Origin of the sequence: Paenibacillus soyae (assembly GCF_024623455.1) — a bacterium.
Classification (GTDB): domain Bacteria; phylum Bacillota; class Bacilli; order Paenibacillales; family Paenibacillaceae; genus Pristimantibacillus; species Pristimantibacillus soyae.
This window is the reverse complement of record NZ_JANIPJ010000010.1, coordinates 204,677-231,270: the sequence shown is the minus strand read 5'-3', so window position 1 is coordinate 231,270 and position 26,594 is coordinate 204,677. Positions and strand designations below refer to the sequence as shown.

General features: G+C 55.6%; 23 protein-coding genes. 10 read left to right on the top strand and 13 right to left on the bottom strand.

Translation table 11 applies throughout. From position 1 onward, the window contains the following. Positions 1-654 precede the first annotated feature (654 nt). On the top strand, positions 655-2,580 hold the full coding sequence (locus NQZ67_RS15510) for a methyl-accepting chemotaxis protein (protein WP_257447452.1): 1,926 nt from the start codon (positions 655-657) through the stop codon (positions 2,578-2,580). A 196-nt stretch (positions 2,581-2,776) separates the two neighbouring features. After that, entirely contained in the window at positions 2,777-4,018 is a 1,242-nt protein-coding gene (gene hmpA, locus NQZ67_RS15505; protein ID WP_257447449.1) for an NO-inducible flavohemoprotein, read from the top strand. Here the strand turns inward: hmpA and NQZ67_RS15500 are convergent. Then, positions 4,015-4,527, bottom strand: coding sequence for a Crp/Fnr family transcriptional regulator (locus NQZ67_RS15500; protein ID WP_257447447.1), 513 nt, complete (start codon positions 4,525-4,527; stop codon positions 4,015-4,017). The genes hmpA and NQZ67_RS15500 overlap by 4 nt on opposite strands. A 154-nt stretch (positions 4,528-4,681) precedes the next feature. On the opposite strand from NQZ67_RS15500, the gene NQZ67_RS15495 reads away from it, so the two are divergent. Then, on the top strand, positions 4,682-5,170 hold the full coding sequence (locus NQZ67_RS15495; RefSeq protein WP_257447445.1) for an HPP family protein: 489 nt from the start codon (positions 4,682-4,684) through the stop codon (positions 5,168-5,170). Between the two features lie 12 nt (positions 5,171-5,182). On the opposite strand, the gene NQZ67_RS15490 is transcribed toward NQZ67_RS15495, so the two are convergent. Genes NQZ67_RS15490 through NQZ67_RS15475 form a run of 4 tightly spaced genes read right to left on the bottom strand, consistent with a single transcriptional unit; the run spans position 5,183 to position 8,376 of the window. Further along, positions 5,183-5,893, bottom strand: coding sequence for a hypothetical protein (locus tag NQZ67_RS15490; RefSeq protein ID WP_257447443.1), 711 nt, complete (start codon positions 5,891-5,893; stop codon positions 5,183-5,185). 3 nt (positions 5,894-5,896) lie between these two features. Then, entirely contained in the window at positions 5,897-7,126 is a 1,230-nt protein-coding gene (locus NQZ67_RS15485) for a hypothetical protein (RefSeq protein WP_257447441.1), read from the bottom strand. A 27-nt stretch (positions 7,127-7,153) separates the two neighbouring features. Continuing rightward, positions 7,154-7,822: a hypothetical protein gene (locus tag NQZ67_RS15480; RefSeq protein ID WP_257447439.1), complete on the bottom strand. Its 669-nt coding sequence runs from the start codon at positions 7,820-7,822 to the stop codon at positions 7,154-7,156. Then, positions 7,819-8,376, bottom strand: coding sequence for a sigma-70 family RNA polymerase sigma factor (locus NQZ67_RS15475; protein ID WP_257447437.1), 558 nt, complete (start codon positions 8,374-8,376; stop codon positions 7,819-7,821). The genes NQZ67_RS15480 and NQZ67_RS15475 overlap by 4 nt, the downstream gene beginning before the upstream one ends. A 237-nt stretch (positions 8,377-8,613) precedes the next feature. On the opposite strand from NQZ67_RS15475, the gene NQZ67_RS15470 reads away from it, so the two are divergent. After that, a complete protein-coding gene (locus tag NQZ67_RS15470; RefSeq protein WP_257447434.1) occupies positions 8,614-10,425 on the top strand; it encodes an S-layer homology domain-containing protein in 1,812 nt (603 codons plus the stop codon). Positions 10,426-10,517: 92 nt separating this feature from the next. Here the strand turns inward: NQZ67_RS15470 and NQZ67_RS15465 are convergent, their stop codons facing one another. After that, positions 10,518-11,036 carry a YwhD family protein gene (locus NQZ67_RS15465; RefSeq protein ID WP_257447433.1) on the bottom strand — a complete coding sequence of 173 codons (519 nt, stop codon included), beginning with the start codon at positions 11,034-11,036 and terminating at the stop codon, positions 10,518-10,520. A 125-nt stretch (positions 11,037-11,161) separates the two neighbouring features. Here NQZ67_RS15465 and NQZ67_RS15460 point away from each other — a divergent pair, with 125 nt between their 5' ends. Then, positions 11,162-13,177 (top strand): M1 family metallopeptidase, encoded by a 2,016-nt coding sequence (locus tag NQZ67_RS15460; protein WP_257447430.1) that lies wholly within the window; start codon positions 11,162-11,164, stop codon positions 13,175-13,177. 51 nt (positions 13,178-13,228) lie between these two features. Next, the gene (locus NQZ67_RS15455; RefSeq protein ID WP_257447427.1) at positions 13,229-14,047 is read left to right on the top strand and encodes a hypothetical protein; all 819 of its coding nucleotides are present in this window, start codon (positions 13,229-13,231) and stop codon (positions 14,045-14,047) included. A 72-nt stretch (positions 14,048-14,119) separates the two neighbouring features. Here NQZ67_RS15455 and NQZ67_RS15450 read toward each other — a convergent pair whose 3' ends face one another. The 7 genes from NQZ67_RS15450 to NQZ67_RS15420 all read right to left on the bottom strand — a co-directional run bounded on the left by NQZ67_RS15450 (position 14,120) and on the right by NQZ67_RS15420 (position 20,906). Beyond that, the gene (locus NQZ67_RS15450; protein ID WP_257447424.1) at positions 14,120-14,485 is read right to left on the bottom strand and encodes a P-loop nucleotide/nucleoside kinase family protein; all 366 of its coding nucleotides are present in this window, start codon (positions 14,483-14,485) and stop codon (positions 14,120-14,122) included. A 4-nt stretch (positions 14,486-14,489) separates the two neighbouring features. Continuing rightward, positions 14,490-14,984: a CcdC family protein gene (locus NQZ67_RS15445; RefSeq protein WP_257447422.1), complete on the bottom strand. Its 495-nt coding sequence runs from the start codon at positions 14,982-14,984 to the stop codon at positions 14,490-14,492. Between the two features lie 153 nt (positions 14,985-15,137). Beyond that, a complete protein-coding gene (locus NQZ67_RS15440) occupies positions 15,138-16,592 on the bottom strand; it encodes a catalase (RefSeq protein ID WP_257447421.1) in 1,455 nt (484 codons plus the stop codon). 149 nt (positions 16,593-16,741) lie between these two features. Next, positions 16,742-17,518 carry a response regulator transcription factor gene (locus NQZ67_RS15435; RefSeq protein ID WP_257447417.1) on the bottom strand — a complete coding sequence of 259 codons (777 nt, stop codon included), beginning with the start codon at positions 17,516-17,518 and terminating at the stop codon, positions 16,742-16,744. After that, complete coding sequence (locus tag NQZ67_RS15430) at positions 17,497-17,889, bottom strand: Fur family transcriptional regulator (RefSeq protein WP_257447414.1); 393 nt, start codon at positions 17,887-17,889, stop codon at positions 17,497-17,499. The genes NQZ67_RS15435 and NQZ67_RS15430 overlap by 22 nt, the downstream gene beginning before the upstream one ends. A 430-nt stretch (positions 17,890-18,319) precedes the next feature. Then, complete coding sequence (gene cls / locus NQZ67_RS15425) at positions 18,320-19,750, bottom strand: cardiolipin synthase (RefSeq protein ID WP_257447477.1); 1,431 nt, start codon at positions 19,748-19,750, stop codon at positions 18,320-18,322. A gap of 151 nt (positions 19,751-19,901) precedes the next feature. After that, entirely contained in the window at positions 19,902-20,906 is a 1,005-nt protein-coding gene (locus NQZ67_RS15420) for a M15 family metallopeptidase (protein WP_257447409.1), read from the bottom strand. Positions 20,907-21,148: 242 nt separating this feature from the next. On the opposite strand from NQZ67_RS15420, the gene NQZ67_RS15415 reads away from it, so the two are divergent. The 4 genes from NQZ67_RS15415 (at position 21,149) to opp4B (ending at position 26,589) form a co-directional block, all read left to right on the top strand. Beyond that, positions 21,149-23,020, top strand: a complete 1,872-nt coding sequence (locus tag NQZ67_RS15415) for an LTA synthase family protein (protein WP_257447407.1) — start codon at positions 21,149-21,151, stop codon at positions 23,018-23,020. Between the two features lie 667 nt (positions 23,021-23,687). Further along, entirely contained in the window at positions 23,688-24,698 is a 1,011-nt protein-coding gene (locus tag NQZ67_RS15410) for an ABC transporter ATP-binding protein (protein ID WP_257447404.1), read from the top strand. Next, positions 24,685-25,620 carry an ABC transporter ATP-binding protein gene (locus NQZ67_RS15405; RefSeq protein WP_257447401.1) on the top strand — a complete coding sequence of 312 codons (936 nt, stop codon included), beginning with the start codon at positions 24,685-24,687 and terminating at the stop codon, positions 25,618-25,620. Before NQZ67_RS15410 ends, NQZ67_RS15405 begins: the two co-directional genes overlap by 14 nt. Positions 25,621-25,626: 6 nt before the next feature. Beyond that, entirely contained in the window at positions 25,627-26,589 is a 963-nt protein-coding gene (opp4B, locus tag NQZ67_RS15400; RefSeq protein ID WP_257447398.1) for an oligopeptide ABC transporter permease, read from the top strand. Positions 26,590-26,594: the final 5 nt, after the last annotated feature.

The following is a 26,594-nucleotide window of genomic DNA, read 5'->3' as shown; positions in this document are numbered from 1 at the left end:
CAGAAATCTAACAAAAAAAGGTGGCAGGTGGCCAGGCGGGGGAGGAGGCCTCCTCCCCCGCCTGGCACCTCATTGATCCATCCCAGATGGATATTCTACAAGCTTACACAAACTTCTTGACGCTACCCCGCTCGTCGACTCACATCGAATATTAACGGTATTTTTGCCGCTATTCCCCTGCAATCACCACTCATATATGAATTTAACTCCGAAAATGCCGCTATTTCGGGTCGGGCAGGGCCGGCCAGGATCTAGCCTCCGGGAAGCACGATTCACCTGAGTATCAAGCGGTTTGGCAAGCGCCCCGAATCGCAAGGCTTTTGAATGAATGAAACAAGGAGCAGCGAGCGTTTTTCGCGTTTTGCTTCTTCCAAAAGTCTTCCTAGCGTCGAAATCAAAAAAACAAATCACCTCATTTTTGCATATTTTACCTGTGCCCCACCCCGCACCTCAGCTTTTCCCTTCATTAAATTTACGTTTCCACCTTCCGTTTTAGCGCCCATTATTTGCATATTTCCAACTATTGATTTGCCTCTCTCTCCTGCCGACATTTATGTATATCACAAGGAATGAGGAGGCTCTATGAAACGCAATCTTTTTTCGCTTCGCATGAAAGTATTGGCCATGCTGCTTACGATGTCGATCCTGCCATAATTGGCTTCTATTCTACTCTTAACCGGTCAATACGACTCGGCTTTGAAGGAGGGAATTCGCGAGCAGCAGACAACCATTGCGGTCAGCAATGCCCAGAATATGCAGCGCTGGCTGACGATGAAGAAAAGCGCGATGGAGAAAATGATCCAGGAGAACGCGGAATTGTTCTATGGCGGAGACATGGAGCAAATCATGCCCGTTTTGAAGGTTATCGCGAGCGGCGATCCCGACAGCTTCGCGTACGCGTTCATGGACACGGCAGGCAACTCCTTCGGCAGCGACGGCTACAGGAGCAATCGCAGCGACACTCTCGAGCTCGTTAAAAAACAAGAAGGCGTTTCCTTCACGGATATCGTGCAGGATAGCGGCAAGGAGTTTATCGTCGTCAGCGCTACGATCCGCGACGGGCAAGGCGAATTCAAAGGAATGCTGTCCGCCGTCATGGACACCAGCGTTCTGCTGCGGGACATCAAGGACATCAAAGGCAGCGATTCGAGCCATGCCAACATGATCTCCTCAAGCGGCATGTATTTGGCTCATCAAAATGAAGAACTGATCGGTAAAATGGTCGAGGAATCCGCTGAAAAGGATACGGCGGCTTTATTCAAGCAGAAAGTTCTCGTCGATCCGATCGGCTTTGTTTCTTACAAAGAAGCGGACGGAAGGGAAATGCTGGCTTCCTTCGCTACGGTTGACGCATCCGGCTGGAGAATCGTCGTGGCCGGCGAGAATGCCGAGCTCATGAGCGCCGCCGGCAATGCTAAACAGCTGGCCTACATCATTATCGCGGTCTCTGTCGTTCTTGTTCTATCCGTGGCACTCCTCTTCTCGCGCTTTATGCTGAAGCCGATCTACATGATTTCGGCCTTGCTGCAGAAGGCGGCGGGCGGCGACCTGAGCGAGAGATTGCCGCTTGGAGCCAATGATGAGATCGGCATTCTAAAGCGCAATATTAACGGCATGCTGGATTCCTTCTCCGCCATGATCGACAAAATTTCGCTCGCCGTTCGCCATACGGCCGCCTCGTCCGATCAGCTGAATCACGCGGCTGCTTCGACGGCTCGTTCTTCCGAACAAATTTCGGATGACGTGATTACGGTAACCAGAGGCTCCGAAGCGCAGCACGCGGGCGCCGTGCAGTCCGCAAGAGCAATGGAGGAGATTAACGTAGGCATCAGCCGCATCGCCGAGTCGTCCTCCAGCGTCGCGGGCAACGCTTCGGACACGCATCAATCGATTCTGTCCGGGCGAGCGGAAGTGGATAACGTCGTAACGCAGATCAACAAGATCAGCGATGCGTTCCACACCTCCGCAGACATGGCCAAGCGTCTCGACAGCCGCTCGCAAGAGATCGACGAGATCGTGAAGCATATTTCCCGCATTGCCGCGCAGACGAATATTTTGGCCCTGAACGCGGGCATCGAAGCCGCGAGAGCGGGCGAGCACGGCAAAGGCTTTGCCGTCGTGGCGGTCGAAGTGAAAAACCTGGCCGAGCAGACGACGGAAGCGGCCGAAAGCATTTTCGAATTAATTCGCGATATCCAAGTATCGACCGGCCAAACCTCTCAGACGATGGATCAGGGCTTGGACGAAGTCAGGAAAGGGGTCGAGCAGATCAACAAGGTCGGCTCCGTCTTCGAGGAAATCGTGACATTGGTGCAGGAGGTAAACGAGCAAATTCAGGAGGTATCCGCCGCGGCGGAGCAAATCTCGGCAAGCTCGGAGGAAGTATCGTCCTCGATGTCCGAGACCATCAACGTGCATTCGGACTCCTTGCAACGGCTCACGGCCGTATCCGTATTGGCTTCCGAGCAGAAGAGCGCGATGAGCGAGATCGCCTCCTCCAGCGACTCGCTGAAAGCACTCGCGAACGAGCTGACGGAGATGGTCAGCGAATTCAGAACGAACGCTCGCGAAATAGAATAAGAAAGAGGATACCCGCGCTTATTGACCGGGTATCCTCTTTGCCCTTTCCCGCCTCCGCACCGTCACAATTCGTTGCGGTTTGCTGTGACCGAAATCACAGGAACGTCCCCGCCTCTCGACTATACTGGAATCAAGCCGGCGGACATGAGCATCCTATAATGGTCCGCCACCACAATTATTCGGGAGGTTGTTACCTATGCTAAGCGAACGATCGGTCCAAATCATCAAATCTACCGTCCCCGTGCTCGAAGTGCACGGCGTGGCGATTACGAAACGATTCTACGAGATGATGTTCGCAGCCCACCCGGAGCTGCTGAACATCTTCAACCACGCGAACCAGAAGCAAGGCAGACAGCAGACGGCGCTTGCCAATGTCGTGTACGCGGCGGCTGTGCATATTGAGAATCTGGCGGCGATTCTGCCCGCCGTGAAGCAAATCGCGCACAAACACCGGAGCCTCGGCGTGAAGCCCGAGCATTATCCGATCGTCGGCGAATTCCTTCTCAAAGCGATCAAGGACGTGCTCGGCGATGCCGCCACCGACGATATTATCGGCGCATGGGGGGAAGCGTACGGCATGATCGCCGACGCGTTTATCGGAGTTGAAGCGGAGATGTATAAGGAGGCTCACCAGCAGCCAGGAGGCTGGGAGGATTTCCGCGAATTCCGCGTCGACCGCAAAGTGCAGGAGAGCGATTCGATTACTTCCTTCTACCTCGTGCCGAAGGACGGCGGAGCGATCGCGAGCTTTCTGGCCGGACAATACGTCAGCGTCCGTATGGCGATACCGGAGGACCAGTTTACCCACATCCGCCAATACAGCCTGTCCGACGCGCCGGGCAAACCGTATTACCGGATCACCGTCAAACGGGAAGACGGCGGCGAAAGCCATCCGGACGGCAGAGTGTCGAACTATTTGCACCACCAGATCAAAGAAGGGGACATTCTGCACCTCTCCGCCCCTGCCGGCGATTTTTATTTGAACTTGGAGGATAAACGTCCCGTCGTACTTCTCAGCGGTGGAGTCGGCCTTACGCCGATGATCAGCATGCTGAACACGCTGGCCGAGAAGGATTCGGAGCGTCAGGTCACCTTCATCCATGCGACGGAGAACGGCAAGGTCCACGCGATGAAGCAGCATGTCGACGAGCTAACGCAAGCCCGTCCCCGCATGTCCGCCTACTATTGCTATCGGAATCCATCGGACCAAGACCGCGAGACGCAGGCCTTCCACAAGGAGGGCACGATCCATCTCGAATGGCTGAAGACGATCATCCCGGACCAAAACGCCAGCTTCTACTTCTGCGGCCCTGTCCCCTTTATGCAGGCTATGAATCAAGCGCTGAAGGATTGGGGAGTTTCGGATTCCGACATTCACTTCGAGTTTTTCGGTCCGGCCGCCAGTCTGGAGCCTGCCGCTGCTTCCGCAGCCCGCTAGCTCTCGCCGTTGGCCGCTCCGGACCGAAGCAGCCGGTTGACTGTCTCCCGGCGCAATCCGATCAATTGGCCGATCTCTTCCTGCGTCAGAATACCCGTGATTTGGTCCGGCCCTATGTATTGACGGAACCACTCCTCCAGCTTTCGCAGCTTATCCGCCGGAGCCACCTGCGTAAGCTGGTCGATCCGCTGCTGCATCATCCTGAGCTTGCCCTGGAGCAGCAGCGCGATCTCCCTGTTTTTGGCCGGGTCGTCGTGAAGCGAGGCATACCACGGGCCGGGATCAATCCGTTCGATCTCGCAGGTAACGAGAGCGATCGCCGTCCCGTGGTTCGGCGCCGGACTAAGCAGCGAGTGATGCGGAATCGTTTCTCCCTCCACGATGATGTTCACCAGGAACGGATTGCCGTCCTCGTTCACGCGCATAATTTTCAGCAAGCCTCGTTTGACCGTGAAGAGGCCGCCGATCTCGCCTTGGCGGAACAAGACTTCACCTTTATGTAGCAGCATATCGCACTCCAATTCCAAAGCCCGCCGGCATGCCGGACGGGCTTATTGTTATATGCTCGTTTATTGACGAGTTAAGCTTCTCGGAGGTAGAATGTTACGGACGCCAATGAATAGTCCTATCATTCCGCCCGGAGAAGAGAGGTACCCGCATACTATGCGTTTGAAAGCTATTGCTATCTGTTTCTACATTGTCCTTATTTACTGGATTTCCTTACATATCCCCCTGCTGAACTCCTTGTTCTTCCCGACGCTCGGAGCGTTCAGCCTTCTCTTCATCTCGAAGCCGTTCCCATTGAACGAGATGTGGCGAATCGCGGTCGGAGCCGCCGTAGCTTCCTTCATCGGATCGACGTTCGCCCAGCTCAGCACGAGCGCCTTGTCTTTGCTCGCGACTCTCCTTATCGTCATCGTGCTGTTCCACACCTTCAAATGGAACGCGCCTCCTATCATGGCCATCGCGCTCATCCCGTTCTTCGCGAAGCCCGCGCATGTCTGGACGGCGCCGTTATCGGTCGTTATCGTGCTCGCGGGGCTGCTCCTCACGCTTTATGCCGTTGCGCAATGCGAGAAGCTGTTAAAAGCTTTGCCTGTCTTTGCCGGCGCCAAGCAAGGGGCGAAGGTCGAATCCGATAGCGGCCTGTAACGCGCCTGCCGCCTAGAACGGCCTTTGCTCCACGGTCACGCCTTCAGGTACGGTCAGAATAAGCTGCGGAGACAGAGCCTCGACATTGCCGCTCTTCTCCCAATCGGGTGACCCGATGAATACATACAGGTCGCTCCCCACTGTGTTCGTCCTCAGCATCCCGCTGGCCGCTCCGTTAGCGGCTTCCGCCGACCAATACCGCACCTGCCCCATCAAGTGGAGCTCGCGGGAAGACGTCTGGTCGATCGTAATCTCTCCCGCCGACTGCACAATGACGTTGCTGACGCCTTCCGGCACCACGATTTTGTCCGACTCGACGAACGCCGTCCTCTGAATCCTCTTCATATCCTGACGGATCTCATCGAATAGACCCGAAGACATAAACAGAGCCAGCACGAGACTGGCGATCCCGATCACCCCTACAAAAAACACGCTGAGCCAGTCATACCGCACAAGCGTATCTTGCTTGCCCGCGACTCCCAAGTAAATAAGCAGCTCCGCCCCCAGCAAAATAAACACGACCGGAGCGACCCACATCAGCATTTCGTATGCTTCCGTATCCTGCCATAACGAGACGGCGAACGCCGTTCCGATCAGCATAAGCGTGATGCCCATCGACAAGGAGCCTACGCGCCATGCGCGGCGCTGCTCCCGTGGCTGCGGTACGCCCGCGTATCCGCCGAAGCCAGCCGAAGAAGCTTGCTCGTTGTTCGCTATATTCATGCGTTACGGCCTCCCTTCTTCATCTGCGCGGGAATCATAGCCACGCTCGAGCGGGCCCGCGCTCAATACGCTGCTTCTGCCGAAGGCCAGCCTCAAACCGATGACGATCATCACGAACGCGATAATAACGGTGGGCAGCATGTACTTGTACTCCATATATTGAGCGTAGATGTGAGGAAAGTAGTCCAGCAGCTCGCGAATCAAGATCCGGTCGACGAGGAAGTATACGCCGAACCCCAGCAGCCCGACGCCAAGCCACCGTTGATAAGGCACGAACATCGGAAGTACGGGTTCGTCGCTCAGCCTTTGGCGTCCGTACCGGGACAGCTGAGCCAGCGCGTCGAAGAACGCGAAGCACCAGAACAGCGGCAGCAGGAACAAGAACAAGGACAGCCTCAGGTTATCCATAATGTAGATGGCCAGCAGGAACCCGCCCATCAATTGCAAGCCGCGCTTCTGAAGACCGAGATAGAGATGGCCCGCTCCCGGGAAAATCGATAGTGCGATCGTCAGCACTTTGTTCTTCTGCCCGGAAGCGATATGCGATTCGATTCCTTCGAACAACGAGCGGTCCTCCAGAAGCGCCCCGTTGTGCTTGCTCGTCACCAGACTCGAGGCATCGAATATTCCGTAAATCCAAATAACCGGCAGGGCCAGCAGGAACACCAGCATGGACGCGGAATTCGTAATGATGCTGATGAATACGATAATCGCGAACAAGCCGACGAACGATACGAGGAACGTGATGCCCCTCTGCAGCAGCCCCAGATTCATATGGCCGAGGCCGGGAATAATGGACAGCAGAATCGTTCTCGTCTTCTCTTGCTGCTGCTCATGATAGGCCGGCGAAGCATAATGGGCGCGAGCAGAGCCGAAAGCTGCGCCCTGCTGCGGGTCCGAGGCACCATACGGTTCGGCGAGTCCGCCTCCGGCCGCCGCCTCGTAATTGGCCGGCGGCGGGTATCCGCCAGGCATAGCAGGCGCGAACGCCTTGCCGGAGATGATCGTGATGATCATGTCGAGCATGTTAACGAAGCCGAAGAGGAACGCCATGACGAGCATGAACGCGCCGATTTCATCCGAATCCGTCGCCAGAGCGAAAGCGGCGAGCAGCAAGCTTCCGAAGAATCCCCCACCATACATAACTAACCTGCCGGTTCTGCCCAAATACGCATGCCCCGCGCCCGGAATAAAAGACAGAAAGAACGCAGTCAACGGGCTTTTTCTAATCATAGGATGAACATCCTCTCGTGAATTAAATTATTTATTGAAGCGCAGCGCCTGCACGCCGTCCAGGAAGCTGCCCGCTTGGTGGACAAGGCGGTCGGACCAGGAAGGCTCATCCCTCCACTCCGCGCTGGCGGAGAAAGGCGGTCTTGCCGCCGCGCCGTCGGCCTCATCGATGTGCTGCAGCTTCTCGGAGAAGCCGGCGAGCGCGCCCGTTGCCACAAGCAGCAGCGTAACGGAGGCCGCGATCGCGTAATGCGTGACCGGATGCTGCAGCCAAGAGCCGCGGCGATTCGGGACTTTACTTTGCGCAAGCGTCTGCGGTTGGTCAAGCTGGTGCCGTTCATCGCCAAGTCTCGGTCTCGCCGTTGTTTTCGTATGGGCTGCTTCAGCCAGCTCTTGGCCTGGAAGCAGTGCAGTCGTATCCTGTTCGGCATGCCGCTCCGCCAGACTGGCCGAGCTGCCGAGAAGCTCGGCCATGACCCGCTCCTCAAGATGGAACATATCCGGCAGCCCGTCGTCCGGCACGATCGGAAGCTCGCCGCGCTCGGCCTCTTTCATCGCCGCCGCGAACCGCCACATGCAGCCCTCGCACTCGAGAAGCTCTTGATCCGCCTGCTCGCGTTCGGAAGGCGAGAGCTCGTTCCGAATATATTTGTGGAGCTGTTCCATCGATAAATGTCCGTTGTCCATTCCGCTCATTCGAAGTCCTCCTTCCGCCAATGCCGCTTCATCCAGCCTCTTGCCCGGTACAGCTTCGACTCCACGCTCTTGCGTTCGAGTCCCGTCTCGGCCGCGATCTGCTCGTACGATTTTTCTTCCATATAAAAGGCGGTCACCACGCCGCGATAATTGTCCGGCAGCTCGTTCACCATCGCTTGAACATGCCGGAGCTCCTCGCGCCGGATCGCTTCGGCCTCGGCCGCCGGCCGCGGCGCCGCCGCCAGCATGCCGTCCGCTTGAAGGTCGGCCGACTGCCGGTCCACGGCTTCCCGCTCGACCAGCTCCTCCGGCCTCCTCGCCCTGCTTCGCTTGAAATCAATCGCCTTGTTAACCGCGATTCGGGTTATCCAGGTTTTGAGACCGTCCATTCGATAGCTCGGGAGGGAGCGATAAATTTGCAAGAGCGCTTCCTGCGTCACGTCTTCGGCATCGTGCGGCGAATGCAGCACGGCGTAGACGGTTTTGTAGATATACGGCCCGTAAGCCTGCACGAACGGTCGATAATGCTCGGGCCCGCCGTTCCGCGCGGCCAACAGCCATTCTTCTTCGTCTAGAATGTCGCTCTCCTCCCTTCCCGATAGAATAGACGTTTGTTAATTGGGAAAACCCTGCGCGTTTTCGAAAAAAGTTTTTTTATCACAGATTCGTCATGCAACCCGTCCATTCTACCGCCTGGAATCGCCTGCCGCAACACGCTATTTTAGTTTCTTTTAACAGAATGGGCATGGTATGATAGCTATGGAAGATTTATAGATTTGGAGGACTAGTTTATGAGTAAATTAGCAATAAGAAGCGCGGCCGCTTTGCTCGCGGCGTCCCTGTTATTCCCTGCCGTCCCGCATGCCGCGGATGCTGCAACGGAATTAACGGACATTGAAGGCTCCTACGCGAAGGACGCTATCCTGGAGCTTGTCGAGGCAGGCATTATTCAAGGAAACGGATCAGGACAATTCAATCCGACAGGCAATATTAAGAGACAGGACTTTGCCATTATTATGGCCAAAGCGCTGAACTTGGACGTGGAAGAGGCTCCGGCTACGCCAACCTTCTCCGACGTGCCGGCCAGTCATTATTCCTATAAATACGTGGAAGCGGCCCATGCGGCAGGACTCATTAACGGGAAGGGCGATGGCCAATTCGACCCCACGCAAAATTTGACCCGCGAACAGATGGCGGTATTATTCGTTCGCGCGCTCGGCGTAGACGCGACCGGCAAAGGAGCGCAGCTTACGTTCGAGGACCGCGGCAGCATTTCGGACTGGGCCAAGGATGCCGTCGGCTTCGCGGTGGAAGCCCAGCTTATGAGCGGATCGGGAAACGGGACGTTTGATCCTTCCGGCTCGGCGCAGCGGCAGCAGGTAGCGCTTGTGGCGTCCAACTTCCTGAAGGTTCAGCAATCGGAGACGGCTTTGTCCTTCTCGGCTAGTCTTGTCGACCTAGAGACGCTGAGCCTTAGCTTCAACAAGGAAGTTGCTCTCCAGCTGAGACCGGAGCAATTCCAAGTCGCATTGAAAGCAACCGGCCAATCCGTTACCGTGTCGGGCGTCTCGCTAAGCGAGGACCGCAAATCGGCATCGCTTGAGCTGGCCGAGCTTGTCCCCGGAACGACTTATACGGTAACCTTCCTGGGCAAAACCTCGGAGATTACAACGGGCACCGTGAAGATGGAAGTTACGCCTTCCACCGCATCCGCCGTCGTTGGCACTTCGGTGCAGTTCTCCGCCAAGCTAACCGCCCAGATCGGCAGCCAAACGATCGAGCTCGACAAGCCGATCTCCTGGAGCGCGTCCGGCGGCAGCATCGATCAATCCGGCCTGTTCCAAGCCAGCACGACCGGCACCTTCACCATCACGGCTTCCCACGAGTCGTACAGCGCCTCGGCTTCGGTATCGGCTTATGTGCCTTATGTTCCGCCGGCGGATACGACGGCACCGGTACTGAGCGAAGTAGAACGCAATGTGGTGATTAATTTCCCCATCCCAGCGACCAGCAGCGAGAACGGCTTTATCTATGTCGTGCCATTCCAAATGTTTATCGATACTACGCCAACCCGCAGCCAACTGGAAGCGGCACTAGATGGCGAACCTGGGACAGCTCTGAAGCAGGCCGTTTCGGCGGGCATTTCCGCCTCACTGCCAACGACTGCTCTGTCGGTCGGCTCGTACCATCTCTATGCGGTGGATGCGGCCGGCAACGTCTCGACCTCTGAAACAGTTAATCTTATGTCCGATACCGGGAGTCCCGTTCTTACGGTTTTTAAAGTAATCGAAGGAGCAGACGAGGAGATTACCGATTTCCCAACTATGATTCGGAACGGAACATCCTTTAAGCTTCGCTCGAACGAAGCCGGAACTATATTCATTATGGATTATACAGCCTATGAAGACATTGAAGAGCCTACGGCCAACGGACTCAAAGAACTGGTAACGGGAAATCGGCAGCGTGATGTAGCGGCGAATGAAGACTTCTTGGTCGGCTCTGATTTATCTCTTAGCTTGAATACGGATTATGTTTTAATTGCGGCAGACCTGTCCGGGAATCTCTCGGTTACTAAAGTCATCCGTCTATACGAACTTGTGTAACGATTTCTATTGATCTAAAAAAGCAGTCCTCCGATTATGGAGGACTGCTTTTTTATGCCTCATTCAAAATAAACGATCTAGTAGTTACCTTGTTACCCGCCCAAAGCGTCCTTCAGCTCGGCTGGCGAGCGGTCCCACCATTCCGCGTTGTGCTCGACGAGCAGCTTGCGGAGAGCGGCCTTCTCGGCGTCGCCTAAGTTGTCCAGCATGTAGCGGCGCTTGATCGCGTAATCCAGACGGTTGACGTGATCGGCGAGAATCTTCCAGCCGCGCTTCGCCTCGGAATCGACCAGCATCTCGCAGGATGTCGCGCCCGCGTAATACGAGCCTTCCTCATTACGGTCGACAGCCACCCATACGATCCAGCACTGCCGGCCGTTCGGCACGTCTTCCTTGTTCGGCGAGAACTTGATGCCGCGCTCCACCTTGCTCTTGGCATGCATGATGCCTACATCGATATACGCGACGCCCTCATCAATCATGACGCAGGCCACATCGCTGAGATCTATAGATCCCGCTCCGAAGCCTCTATGTTTCTTGTTGCTCACGACGTTGAGCGACAAGGATTTTTTTTCTTTTGGTTGTTCTTGATTGTTTCCCTGCTCCGTCAAGCTAATCCCACCTTCCCGTTCAAAGGTTTTTAAACCCTCAGACAATAATTCCATTTTAGCTAATAATCTTGGAATTGCAAACATATACATGCTGTAGATGCTTGTCAACGGGAGGGAAACGTTCAATGACTCCACGCCATATCAGACTCGTCTTATTCGGTTCGCTCGCGGCCGCCCTGCTGGTAGTATCCCTGCAGAACGGCTTCAGCAACGCCTGGCTGTCCCAGTACACGTATGCACTAGCCCCTGCCGCCAGCGTCATGCAGCCCATTACGCCTGCGCCGAATACGGCCAAGCCACCGGTTGTCCAGCAGCCGGACGCGGCCATGCCGCCTAAGCCGCAGCCCCTGAGCAAGCGGGTTGTGGAATACCACATCAACGTCTCGCTGCGCGAGGACGGTCAGCACCTGGACGGGACGCAGAATGTGAGCTGGACCAATCCAGGCAAAAAACCGGTGTCCGAGCTTTATTTCCACCTCTATCCGAACGCGTTCCAGTCGCAGAAAACAACCTTCATGACCGAGTCGCACGGCATGCTTCGGACGGACAAGGCCACCTCGAACAGCACGAGCCACATGCAGCTCTTGACCTTGCAGACGCTCGAAGGCGAAAGCTTGCTCCCCCGTCTGCAATATACGCAGCCGGATGATGGCAACGAAAGCGACATGACGCTAGCCCGGCTCCAACTGCCCGAGCCGGTAGCGCCCGGCAAATCGATCACCCTCCGGATGAGCTTCGAGGTGAAGCTTCCGGAAGTATTCGCACGCATGGGCTACTCCGGCAATTTTATCATGGCGGGCCAATGGTTCCCGAAAATCGCCGTGTACGAAACCGCCGGAACGCGGGGACGCACCTCCGAAGGATGGAATGTACACCAGTATCATGGCAACTCGGAGTTTTACAGCGACTTCGGCATCTACAGCGTGCGCATCCAAGTGCCCGAGGCCTACACCGTGGCCGCTACGGGCTTCCAGACCAAGCCGATCGCCGAGAAGGACGGAACCAAGGTGTTCCAATTCTATGCCGAAGACGTGCACGACTTCGCTTGGGCCGCGTCCCCGGACTTCGTGTTCGCGGAGACCGCCTACTCCGACAAGGGCATTCCCGGCGTCCGCATCAAGCTGTATCTCGATCCCATGCATGTCGAGCTGAAGGACCGCTATATGCACGCGGCGAAGTCGGCGCTCGCTAATTATGCCAAGTGGTACGGCTCCTACCCGTACAACACCCTGTCCGTCGTCGTTCCGCCGAAAGGCGCGGGAGGAGCAGGCGGCATGGAATACCCGACGCTCGTTACCGCGTTCGCGGCGGAAACGGATAATCCCGGCTTCGAGCTGGAGCGCACCGTCGTGCATGAAATCGGCCATCAGTTCTGGTACGGCATGGTCGCCTCCAACGAGTTCGAGGAGGCATGGCTCGACGAAGGCTTCACTTCCTACGCCGAGGACAAAGTCATGGAGGCGGCCTACGGCATCCAGCCGAACCTGCGCCTAGAAGCCAGCTACATGACGGATCCCGCACCGCTCAAGCAGCCGTCGTGGGCCTTCCACGATTCGATGCAATACGCCGAGAACGTCTACATGAGGGCCAAGCTGGTGCTTGTCGACATCGAGAACAAGGTCGGCGAGAAGCTCATGAACCGCATCATGCGCACCTACTTCCAGAAATACAAGTTCAAGCATCCCTCCACCTCCGACTTCCAGCGGGTCGTGGAGCAGGTGACGAAAGCGAACTGGACGGACTATTTCAACCAATACGTATACAGTAACCAAATGGCCGACTTCTCCGTCGACGCGATTGACGCCAAGAAGGTAGATAAGGATGGGGAGACGTACTTCGAATCCCATATCCTCATCAAGAAAAACGGCGGAACGACCGGACCAATCCCGATCCTGTTCCAATTCGCCGACGGTACCACGAAGACCAAGGTATGGGCCGGCGACGAATCCCATATTCAGTACACGGAGGTTACCGCCTCGCCGCTGGAATGGGTGTCCGTCGATCCCGATCATACGAACGTGCTGGACAACAAGCTCATCAACAACTATATGCTCGCCGAGCTGCCGAACGACACGCGCACGCGATGGAATCTCGGCGTATCGAATATCATTCAAGGCTTCTTGGGCGCGCTCGGCTGGTAACCAGGCGTCACCCGCGTCATAGCAAGTATTCGCTCGCAAGGGGAGATTCGAATGAAACACCAAATGTTGTTAGGCTGGCGGCTGACCTTCAAGCATATGAACATGATTCTGGTCCTCTTCCTGTACCAGCTGCTATGGGGATTCCTCGTATACCGGGCAATCGACGATACCGTCGCTCCTCTGCTGAGGCGATTCCCAGCTAATGCTCCGACGGAACAGGCCGTCCAGTCGTTCCTGGCGGAAGCTCAATTCCAGCTCTTCAAAACCGACTTGATCCAGCCGTACCTCTGGCTGCTCGGCGGTCTGTTCCTGGCGCGCATGCTGCTTACGCCTCTATTCAATGCGGGACTCTTCTATTCCATCCATCATCAGAGCAGCGGAGGCGAAGGCGGTACGCGTATTCTCGAAGGGATCCGCAAGTTCTGGAAGCCTGTCGTGCTTCTGTATTGGATCGGTCGAGCGCTCATGATCGCGCCGGCTTGGTGGCTTGTGCCCAAATGGATTGACGCCTTGCGCCACGATGGGGCATCCTCTTCGCTGCTCGGCGAAGTGGCGCCTGGAGCCGCCATATGGATCGCTTGGGTCGCCATTATCCATTTACTGTTCCTTTCAATGCAGTTCGGGTCGGTGTCCGGGGATGGAATCCTCCCTTCCCTGTGGCAGTCGGTGCGCCGCTTCCTCTCCTACGCCGCCATCTCGCTTATTATGTGGGGCATCGCGGCTCTGCTGGGGCTCTTGGTCGGCGGCGTTTCGATGGCGTGGGCCGGCTTATTCGCCCTCATCGTGCATCAGGGCTATCCGCTGATCCAAACGCTGCTGCGGGTATGGACGATCGCGACGCAGTACCGCCATCTTCGGCCGGAATCGTAATACGCGCCAACACACAAACAACACAAAAAGACTCCATCGCCCGTTAAGGGCGCTTGGAGTCTTTTTTAGATGCTATCGGCAGCCGCGCAGAAAAATCTCCGCCTCATCGGCTAACTCGCGCAGAGGCCTAACCGTGTCCACGATCAGCTCACCGTCCATGTACGCTTCCGGCGCATCCTTATAATGCTCCTTGAGCTCGCGCAAATCCGTAATAAGCTGGTTCGGCAGCGGGTTGAGGCTTCTGGCTTTTTGAAGGAAACGGTAGAGGATGTCGAAGCTGACGCGGTTGCGGTCACCATGCTCCGGAATGAAGTCGGCAACCGAATCGTACAGATCGTCCTTCCGCAGTACAGGCAGTCCAAGCCGCTTGCTCAGCTCCGTCGATAAGGCGGTTTTGCCGGTACCAGACTTCCCTCTGATCAGAATAACGCCGCTCATGCGCCTAGCTCCTCTCCGCGACCCCTAGCCTCGTCAGCCGCAAATAGTCCCCGACCATCGCCACCCGCCACGGCACGATCATGCCAAAAGCCAGCAAATAGAAAATCGCTCCCGTCTGAGGGATGCTCATATACTGCTCGACCACCCCGTGCAGCGCGAAACGCACCAAAAACAAGACAGCCATGATGGCGATAAACGCCTTCGACCTGCGTACATATATATCCGAATCGACCCTCTCCATCCTCGTCGTTACGATCAATGGGAAGGCGAATATCAGCAGCCCCGTGCCGAACGCCGACAATCCCCATAGCCAGGGAATATGCGTAACCGGCGCCGCGAACATGATGAACCCCGTCGCCATGCCCAGCGGGGGGATAACGATCTTCTTCAACGTCGTCGGCTGCTTCCCCGCCCTGATCCGAATGATGATCAGACTTAAACCCGCAAGCGCCGAAAAAACGATCGCCGCCGTCTGCACGAGTGGATTGGTCCAAAACATACCGCTAACCTCCGTTTATACCTTGCCTAATATCTTTTAGTTTACCTTTCGTCCTTGTCTCAAGCAAACACCCGGGCCGACTCCCCGCAAAAAAAACGGCCCCCGAGCGAAAATTCGCGCGGGGACCGCTTTGAGAGAATCTATGAAAAGTCCTTAACGCTGCGGGACGAATTGGCGGATATCGATGCCAAGCCCCTCCGACAGCTTCATGCCCAGCATTCTGTCGGCGCGGAAGAAGTTGCAGATCGCCCGCAGCTGGATATCTTCGTTCGTCGCCTTCAGATCGTTCACCAGATTGGAGACGAGATTCGCCTGCTGGGCCTCTGACAACGAACGGTACCGCTCGCCTGCCTGGGTGAAATCGTCCGTCTTCTCGATCTTCTGACGGCCCGCCGAGCCTTGAAGCGGCACATGCGAATCCTGGTAGGCCGGGTCTTCTTTCGGGGTGTCCGCGAAGCTGTTCGGCTCGTAGTTGATCGGCGACGGATCGGCGTTCATCGTCATTGCTCCGTCACGTTGATGATTGCGGACGGGAACGTACGGGCAGTTGACCGGAAGGTTCAAATAATTGGCGCCCAGGCGGTAACGCTGCGTGTCCGGATAGGAGAATAGACGTCCTTGCAGCAGCTTATCCTCGGATGGCTCGATGCCCGGCACCAATGCGCTCGGCGCGAACGCGGACTGCTCCACCTCGGAGAAGTAATTGAGCGGATTGCGGTTCAGCGTCATCGTGCCGACCTTCACCAGCGGATACAGATCCTCCGGCCAAATCTTCGTCGGATCCAGCGGATCGAACGCGTAGAGGTCGATATCCTCGGCCGGCATCAGCTGGACATGCAGCTCCCATTGCGGGTGCTTGCCAAGCTCGATCGCTTCGTAGAGGTCGCGAGTCGCATGATTGAAATCCTTCGCCTGCATCTCGGAAGCTTCCTTCGCCGTGAAGTTGCGTACGCCTTGCTTGGATTTCCATGTGTATTTGACATAGGTTTGCTTGCCGGCGGCATTGATCCACTTGAACGCGTGGACGCCGAAGCCGTCCATTTCGCGATAGGTCGCCGGCGTGCCGTCATCCGAGAACACCCAGGTCAGCATATGCGTGGATTCGGGCGACAGCGTCATGAAATCCCAATAACGCTTCGGATCCTGAATATTGGTATCCGGGGCAGGCTTCAGCGAATGCACCATATCGGGGAACTTCATCGCGTCGCGGATGAAGAATACCGGCAGATGATTGCCGACGAGATCGTAGTTCCCCTCCTGCGTGTAGAACTTCACCGCAAACCCGCGGGGATCGCGGGCCGTCTCCGGGGAGCCCGTGCCGTGGATAACGGTGGAGAAACGAACGAATACCGGCGTCTTCATGCCCGCTTCGCCCAGGAAGTGGGCCTTCGTATATTCGGCCATGCTGTTCTCGAGCACGAACACGCCATGAGCGCCCGCGCCCCGCGCGTGAACGACGCGCTCCGGGATGCGCTCGCGGTCGAAATGCGCGATTTTCTCCAGCAGATGGTAGTCCTCCAGCAAAGTAGGTCCGCGTTGTCCGGCCGTGCGGGAGCTCTGATTATTGCCCACCGGCGCGCCTTGATTCGTCGTTAAACGATTGTCCATATTTAGCACCTCATTAGTTTTATATTTAGACTTGATCTAAATCTTTAAACTAATTGTACGCTCCACTCGTTCACTTGTCATGAAAGCATAATGAACGGAAGATGAACATTGGATGAACGATCGATCAGCAGGACTCGCGGATAAAAGGATTAATGCAGCTGTTCGTCCGCCAGACGGTAACCCGCTCCGCGGACGGTGACGATATATTTCGGCGATACCGCGCTGTCCTTCAGCTTCTTGCGCAAGCTCTTGATGTGCACGTCGACGACGTTGCTCCCTCCGTAGAAATGCATGCCCCAGACGTTGTCGAGCAACGCCTCGCGGGTCAGCACAGAGCCGTCGGAATTCAGGAAGAACAGGAGCAAATCGTATTCTGTCTTGGTCAGGTCGACGCGAACGCCGCTCTTCTCCACCTTCATCTTGCGCAGATCAACGCGAATATCCTTGAACATCCGGATATCTTCGTTATACCCGAAGAGCGAGTGAGCAGGACGCTCGGACAGCATCCGATTGATGCGATGCATCGCCTCTTCCGGCATCGCCGGCCATTCGAGAAGCTCCGCGGAAGGCAGCATGGCGCTGACCCTCTCCCCGTATGACCCTTCGTCCAGAAGCACCAGAACCGGGATACCCGCTTGCTCCGCCGCCCGCAGCAGCTCTTCGCCTCCATGGAGAGTCTGCCCCGCTACCGGACCTGCCGACGACAGAGGAATAGCCATGGCGTCGTACACCAGCAGCTCCGGCGTCAGCGCAGACAGCATCCCTTTGTTAAATTCGCGCAGCGAGAAGACGTCGAAGCATTCCGCCGTTAATTGGACCAGCAGGCCGCGTACGCGTTCCGGAAGCGGACTAATGACCATAATGCGCTTCGTCAGGGGGCAGAGCATGCCTCCCGTCCGTTCGATTAACCGTTGTTCTTCGCGCATGTCTCGCACACTCCTTCCAGCACGACCTCAGCGTGCTCGATTCGGTAATGGGTTTGGTTCGCCACGGCCTCCATCCAATCCGAAGGCACCTCGACCATCACTTCATCGACCCGCCCGCACCGCAGACAGACGATATGCTGGTGGTCTTCCGTCCGGGCGTCGTAGCGGCTGACCGCCTCCCCCAGCTTCAATTCGCGAATCAATCCTACGTCCGTTAAATATCGAAGAGAATTATAGACGGTTCCATAGGCGAAGTTATGGCCTTGTCCCCGCAGCCGCTCGATCACGTCGGCAGCCGTCGGATGATCGTGCGCATGCTGAATGACGTCATATATGGCTTTTCTCTGTACGGTTAAGTTTATTTTGTTCATGTCTTCTTCATGCCGCCTTCTCAGGTGATTTTAGACTAAGTATAAATTCAAATCCATATTGCGTCAACCCGTTGACCAAACTCTTCTCATCGAAAAAAATAATTATCAGAATATTTACATTATTTAAACAATGGTGTATACTAGGCTTACCTTAAACGAGAGGGGATAGTCCATTGAAGTAGGCTAGCGAAGCATGTCCCACATTCGCAGGAAGGAGACGGCTGGCACAAAGGACATGCGGGGACCAAGAGAGCGGCAACGTCGATCTGAAGTCTATACTTACTTTCTCCGAAAGGATGGAAGCTACACTTAATAAGCTGTTTGAAGCAGTAGAATGGAGCGTATATTCAATTGAATAGTCGGTTTGCGGAAACATAAAGGGATTTCGGTTATCAACGGATAAGCGAAATCCCTTTTCTTGTGCGGATATTTAAAGGATCGGGCTGAGAAGCCGGGAAATCGACTCCCTGAACCGGTTGAAGAGAGGCCGCTCGGCGTAATCCCGCATCGTGAGCTGTCGGGACAGACGGATGTCTTCCCGGAAGATCGCCTCCAGCCTCGAAGACGTTTCCGTATCATAGATGAAGGCATTCATTTCGAAATTCAGCTTGAAGCTGCGGATATCCAGATTGGCCGTGCCGACGGACGCCGCCTTCCCGTCGACGACCAGCGTCTTGGCATGAAGAAATCCATTCTCGTATAAGTACACCTGAACGCCGCTGGCCAGCAGCTCGCCCAGATAGGAATGCGTCGCCCAATAGACGAAGAAGTGATCGGGCTTGCTCGGGAGCATGATGCTCACCTTCACTCCCGAAAGCGCGGCGATGCGCAGCGCGGTCATGAGACTTTCGTCGGGAACAAAATACGGCGTCTGCAGGCAGATCGTTTCTTTGGCGGAAGAGATCATTTTGATATAGGCGTTTTTGATCTCCTGATACTCGGTGTCGGGGCCGCTCGCGACCAGCTGCATGCCGATATGTCCAACGCTTACCTTCGGCAGAGGGAAATAATTCGGGCTCAATTCCACACGTCCCGACGTCGCCAGGTTCCAATCCATCATGAACTGAGCCTGCATCTGCAGGACGGCGCCGCCCGCCACCTTCAGATGCGTATCGCGCCACTCCCCGAAGTGGGCGTTCAGCCCCAAATATTCGTCCCCGATATTGAAGCCGCCGATATAACCGATCCGGCCGTCGATAATCGCCAGCTTGCGGTGGTTGCGATAATTAATCTTCATATTGAGATACGGGATCCGCGAAGGGAAGAAAGCCGCCTCCGTCCCTCCTGCCGCACGAAGCTCGCGGAAGAACCGCCTAGGCAAGTTCGAGCTCCCGATATGATCGTACAGGAACCGGACCTCGACGCCCTGCATCGCCTTCCTCGCCAATGCTTCCACCAGCCGCCTGCCAAGCGCGTCATCCCTTACAATGTAATATTCCAAATGAATATGGTGCTCCGCCGCCTCGATGTCGGCTATGAGCGAATCGAACTTATGATGACCGTCCGTGAAGATGGCGATTTCGTTATTGCTCGTGTAGAGCGCGTAGCCCGTCGCGAGGTTCATATACATCATATCCTGGTATCCGGCCAGCTCGCTGCCTTCGGGCAGAAGCCGCCGATTCTTCAGCTCCAGCTTCTGCTTCTCCATCGCGTCCTCGATAATGCGCTGATTATCGCCGAGCAGCTTGTTCAGCTTCCGCTTCCGCACCTTCTGTCCAAGAATAAGGTAGAGGATGAAGCCGAGCACCGGCACGAAAAACAATACCATGAGCCAAGCCCAAGTGGAGCTGGCGTTGCGGCGCTCCAGGAATATGACGGTGATCGCGAGGAAAATATTAAGAAGCATGACGATTAAATACATGTTTTGGAACACGTTCGTACTCACGCCCCGCACCTCCGTATGGCAGCCGACGCGGGGACGGTCGCCGATCGGCGGTTCTGCCGGTCCCTGCCACTGTTTCTTTAGTTTGCTGTCTTTGCTAGCTAATCATACGACTTTCGAAGCTGCCGCGTTACCCGTTGACCGGCACCGCGTCGTAATATTCCTCCAGCGTTTCGCCGCTGGCGGCAAGCTCCTCGGCTATGTCTATGCCTACATAACGCAAATGCCAAGGCTCGTATTGATAGCCTGTGATGTCCTTCTTCCCTTCCGGATAGCGGATAATGAAGCCGTATTCGGCCGCATGCTTCTTCAGCCAATCCGCTTCCTTCGTGTCGCCGAAGCAATCGGCGGCCGCGCATTTGCCGTCGCTGCCCGACACGTCGACGGCCAGTCCCGTCTCGTGCTCGCTCGTGCCGGGAAGCGCGCTGTACGTCCTTGCTTTCTCGTAGCCGTCTCTCTTCACGTAGCGGTCGAATAGCGCCTCCTGCGTCTCATGGGAGCGGTACGCCGAGACGCCGGCGAGATAGATGCCGTCCTCCTCTGCTCCCGCAAACATCTTCTCCAGCGCTTCGGCCGCTTCCTTGCGCATCATTCGCTTCTCAATTTTCTCGCTGAACGTGAACCGCACGTCCGGATACACAAGATCGGTGGGCGCGTAATCCTCCGGCAGTTTATTGAAAGGATTGACGAGCGCTTCAATGCTCTCCGGCTTCGCTACAACGGCGACGACGCCTCCTTCTCCATTGGAAATGCCCGCCGGAACAGCTTGTCCATCGTCTTGCGCGTCTTGTCCGGCTTGTCCGTTCGCCGCGCCGCCATCGGCGTCATCTCCGCCTTGCTCCGCGGCATCGCCGTTCGTCTCCCCTGGCGCGTTTCCGTTGGTCCCGCCCCCCGCGTCCGCTTCAGACCCTTCCGGGTTACCGGCTGGCTCATCGTCCTGCTCCTGAGGCGCTTCGCCCGTTATTTGCCCTCCGCTTTGTCCGGTTAAGCCCTCCGCGCCGTCTTCCGCCTGCGGCTGCTCGGCCAGCTTCGGCTCCTCGGCCATCCAGCCGCCTTCCTCCACCGCTACGTAACCGCCCACGACAAGCATCGCCGCAAGCGCTGCGAACAATAAAAATTTGCCTCTTCCCATCATTCCGTTCCCCTTCCGCTATCCAAAACTTATTCCGTACCTATTGACGCAACAAAACGTCGGGATGATGCGTCTATAAACATGGCAATAATCGACAATTCTGTTAAGGTCCCTTTTGCCTTTTGACATTTCCCTGTCAGAAGGAGCATAATGATAGTGCATTTACAATATTCATAAACATATATAGAAAATAGACAGCGGCTATCTGTGGAGAGAGCCTTTTTGCTGTGAAAGGAAGGGTCTAAGTGTCAATCCCAACATCAAAGAAGCTATTGAGCACTCGTCCCATTTTGTTTTTCTCCGTCATCTTGTTTTTAAAGAGTGTTCTTGCCTGGTTTGTTATTTTCCCGGACAACGCGTCCTGGACGACATTATTTAAGGAAATCCCGTTCGTCCTCATCGTTTACAGCCTGATCGAGTTTTTTGCCAGCAAGCGCAAGTTCCTCTATTATACGATCGCGAACTTGCTCATGACTTCTATTCTATTTGCTGTCATTATGTATTACAAGTATTACGGCGTTATCGTGACCTATGCCGCGCTGGAGCAGGTCAACCAAGTAACGGCCGTAAAGAACAGCGTGTTCTCGCTGATGGATCCTTATTATCTGTTGATCTATACGGACGTTGTCGTCATGATCGTTCTATTATTCATGAAGAACAGAGCGGTTGAATGGAAGCAATCTTTCAAACGCAAAGAGAATACGAGATATATGGCGGCTGTCCTCACCGTGTCGTTCGCGATCTGTTTATTCAACATTTTGCCGAACCGCGCGAGCATGAACGAGATCGTCAAAGCCGAGCAAATGGGCATACTCAATTACGAGGCGTATACCATCTTCTCCAATAAGGAGATCGATTTCGTCGATCCCGACGTCATCACGCAAGAGAAGGTCGACGCGGTCAAAAAGATCGAGAAGCCTGCCGCGCCGCAGTTCCAAGGCAGCGCCGAAGGCAAGAACCTGATTATTATCCAGATGGAATCGATGCAGAACTTCCTGATCGGCCTGAACGTCGAAGGCGTGGAAATAACGCCGAACATGAACAAGCTCGTGAAGGAGAACAGCTACTTCAAGCACTTCTACCAGCAGGTCGGACAAGGCAACACTTCGGACGCCGAGTTCGTCGTCAATACGTCGCTTTACATCCCGCCGCGCGGCGCCGCAACTCAGCGCTACGCCGGCAAGGAGCTGCCTAGCATACCGAAGATGCTCCAAGCCAAAGGGTATGACACGGCCACGTTCCACACGAACGTCGTGGAATTCTGGAACCGGGGCGAGCTGTACAAAGCAGTAGGCTTCGACCGTTATTACGATGCGGAGTTCTTCGGCAACGAGGATGCCGTCTTCTTCGGAGCTTCGGACGCTACCCTGTACAAGAAGACGGCCGAGGAGCTGGGGCGCATGGACGCACAAGAGAATCCGTTCTACGCGCACGTCATTTCGATGACGGCTCACCATCCGTATACGATGCCGGAAGACAAACGTCTGATCGATCTGCCGGAGCGCTACGACGATACGCTTGTAGGCGACTATCTGATCGCTCAGCACTACGCGGATCAGCAGCTCGGACTTTTCATTGAGGATCTGAAGGCCCGCGGGATCTGGGATAACAGCCTGATCATGCTGTACGGCGACCATCTCGGCTTGCCGATCTATTCCTTGAACGGCGACGAGAAGGATCTCATGGCCGAAATTTACGGCCGCGAATACACGTACACCGACATGATCAATATTCCGCTGGTCGTCATCAATCCGGGCAGCGGCATGCAGCCGGCCGAATACGACCACCTGGGCGGACAAGTAGACGTGCTGCCGACGGCGGCGAACCTGCTCGGCGTATCGCTCGACAACCAGCTGCATTTCGGCCAGGACCTGTTCAATCAGCAGTCGTACAACATCTTGCCTCAACGTTATTATTTGCCGAGCGGCTCGTTCTTAAGCAGCCAAGAGCTGTTTATGTCGGGCAGCGGCTTCGAAGACGGCAAGCACTATCCGCTGACCGGAGACGGCAGCAGCAACCAGCAAGCGACGGAAGACGAATTCGAACGCGCGCTCGAGCTGCTGAAGCTGTCCGACAGCTATGTGAATCACCTGCCGGATTGGAAGAAGGAACAATAAACAGAGCCAAGGGTCATCTCTCCTCCGGGAGCGGTGGCCTTTTTTTTACATAGCCGTTCCGGCATCGTGAGAGCAGCACTGTTGCTAAACGGAACATAGCGACGTTATTCATCCGAAAACTGAGGCATTTGGGGAACTAGCGGAACGGAGAGACGTTATTCCCTTCATTTGGAGTAGAATCAACATGGAAACAGGCAAATAACGGCGCTCTGTTCCATAAGCATTGAAAAAGTGCTTGTTTTCACCGAAATAGGGTCTCTCCGTTCCGCTAATCTTCCCGCTACTCGGCGAGAAGAGGCTGGTCGTGCCGTTTGACGGTTCACTGCGGATCCTCTCGCTTTGAGAGCGATTGAAATAAATGAACGGCAAACAATAAGCATCACAACAGCGGCAATAGAATATTATTTTTTAAAGTGAAGCATTCCATTGTTCCGAAAAGTGGGAATCTAGTGTCTTTCTCTTATTCATATTTTTTAGAATATAAATAAAATCTCAATAAAACCTCTATCACTCCCAACATTTGTATGCTAAAATACATTTCAAGTAAATCCGATACAGTTCGTATCACCAACACTCCGAATTTCACGAAGTATGCCAGCTTCTCCTCTTAATTGTCTGATTTTTGAGAAAATTCGAATTTCATTTCGACATAGGAGGGAACTCTTTCATGCATGACGATCTCTTAAGCATCGAGCATCTCACCGCCTCGTTCCGTATCGGCGACCGCTATTACGCCGCCGTGGATGACGTCTCCCTAACCGTTCGCAAGAACGAGATTCTCGCCATTGTAGGCGAATCTGGTTCGGGCAAGAGCGCCCTCGCGTTCTCGATCATGGGGCTGCACACCCGCGCGAAGATCGAAGGCGATGTCCGGCTAGATGGGCAAAGCTTAACCCGCCTCCCCCCATCCAAGATGAACAAGCTGCGCGGCCGCGACATGGGGATGATTTTTCAGGACTCGCTGTCCGCGCTCAATCCGTTAATGATTGTCGGTTCCCAAATCGAAGAAGCTCTCGTCCTGCACCGCCCCGGCTTGTCGAAGAAAGAACGGAAAGAGAAAACCATCGAGCTCCTAACTCAAGTCGGCATAGCCGGCCCTGAACTTGCTTACGAGAAATTCCCTCATGAACTGTCCGGCGGGATGAGACAGCGAATCGTCATCGCCATCGCGATTGCCAACGAGCCCCGGCTGTTGATCGCCGACGAACCGACTACCGCGCTCGACGTCACGATTCAGCTTCAAATTCTGGATCTCATCCGAAAACTGAAGTCCGATATCGGCGCCGGCGTCATCCTCATCACGCATGACTTAGGGGTCGTCGCCGAAATGGCCGACCGCGTCGCCGTCATGTATGCGGGACAAATCGTCGAAATCGCAAGCCTTAGCACCCTTCTGTCCAATCCTCAGCATCCTTACACCAGGTCTTTGCTTCGTTCCATCCCTGCATCCAGAGAGCCGAAATCCAAGCTTTACGTGATACAAGGCATCGTCCCTTCTCTTCAGCATCTGCCTCGGCAGGGCTGCCGGTTCCGGTCTCGCATCCCTTGGATCGACGAGTCGGCGCATGAAGAACAACCGGAAATGCATGAGATCGCGCCGGGACACTTTGTCCGCTGCACCTGCTACAAGCACTTCCGATTCCCGGGAGAGGAGGAGATCCGGCATGGCGCTTCTTGAAGTACGGCAGCTTAAAGTCCACTTCCCGGGACGGGGAGGCTGGTTCGAATCGAGAACGCAGCCGGTTAAGGCCGTGGACGGCGTCGGCTTCCGCATCGAGGAAGGACAGACATACGGGCTCGTCGGCGAATCCGGCTCCGGCAAGACGACGACGGGACGGGCGATCATCGGGCTTAACGCCCTGACGTCGGGCAGCGTCACGTTCCAGGGGCAAGAGCTGACGCTCGGCAAGCGCGGCGGCAAATTGAATTTCCGCCGGGATATCCAGATGATCTTCCAGGATCCGTATTCTTCGCTGAATCCGAAGAAGAGGCTGCTGGATATCGTCGCGGAGCCGCTCCGCAATTTCGAAAGGCTGTCTCCGCTGGAAGAGAAGCAGCGGGTGAGGGAGCTGCTGGAGAGGGTCGGACTCAGTCCCGACAGCATCTATAAATACCCGCATGAGTTCTCGGGAGGACAGCGCCAGCGGATCGGCATCGCCCGAGCGATCGCGCTGAAGCCGAAGCTTATTATCGCAGACGAGCCGGTATCCGCGCTGGACTTGTCCGTACAAGCTCAAGTGCTGAATTTTTTGAGGGAAATCCAAGAAGAGATGAAGCTCTCCTTCCTGCTTATCAGCCACGATCTCGGCATCATTCGTCATATGTGCGATCGAATCGGCATCATGTACAAGGGGCGGTTCGTCGAGCAAGGCACGACCGAAGACCTGTTCGAACGCCCGCAGCATATTTATACGAAGCGGCTCTTATCCGCCATTCCGGTTATGGATCCCGCGAAACGCGAGGAGCAGCTGCGATTCCGCGAAGCCGTGAATTCGGAATACAAGGAGGCGTACGAACGATATTTCGACCATGACGGCCTCGCCTATCCTTTGAAGCCCATATCGGCCACGCATGAAGTGGCTGCGCCCGAGAAAGGTTGAACGCTTATGTGGAGAACCGTTGCGCGAAGAACGACGATCATGATCCCCCAGATCGTGCTGCTCAGCATTCTCGTCTTCCTCCTGGCCAGATCCATGCCCGGAGACGCTTTGACCGGATTGATCGATCCCAGCATCGACCCGGCCGCCATTGAGGAGCAGCGCGTTAAGCTGGGCCTTAACAATCCCTGGTACGAGCAATATTGGGACTGGGTGACGAACGCTCTGCAAGGCGATCTCGGACAGTCCTTCCGCTTCAAAATGCCGGTAACCGACCTGATCGGCGAACGGATCGCCAATACGTTCTGGCTCTCCCTGGCCACGCTGGTCATTACTTACCTGATCGCGATCCCGCTCGGCATCATCAGCGGCCGCTACAACGATACGCTGGCGGACCGCATGATTACCGGCTACACCTACATCGGATTTGCGGCGCCGCTGTTTATATTCGCGCTGCTCATGCTGTGGGCATTCGGCTTTCACTTCGGCTGGTTCCCTACCGGAGGAAGCGTGGCGCCGGGAATGGAGCCCGGCAGCCTCTCCTACATCATGAGCAAGCTCTATCATCTGCTGCTGCCCGCGACCTCCATGGCGCTGATTACGACCGTCACGACGGTTCAGCTGCTAAGGAGCGAAATCATCGATACCAAGCACAAAGATTTTGTTCATACGGCCCGGGCAAAAGGCGCCTCCGAATCCCGTATCTACAATCGGCATATTCTGCGAAATTCCTTGCTGCCGATCGCCGCTTTCTTCGGCTACGAGATTACCGGCCTTATCGGAGGCACCGTCTTCATCGAAAGCATCTTCAGCTACCCGGGGATGGGCGAGCTGTTCCTGAGCTCCATCTCCGTGCGCGACTTCACCGTCGTGACCTCCCTTGTCCTATTGTACGGAATCGCGGCGATTCTCGGCGCGCTGTTGTCCGATCTGATCCTAAGCATGGTCGATCCGCGCATCCGCATCAAATAACATTC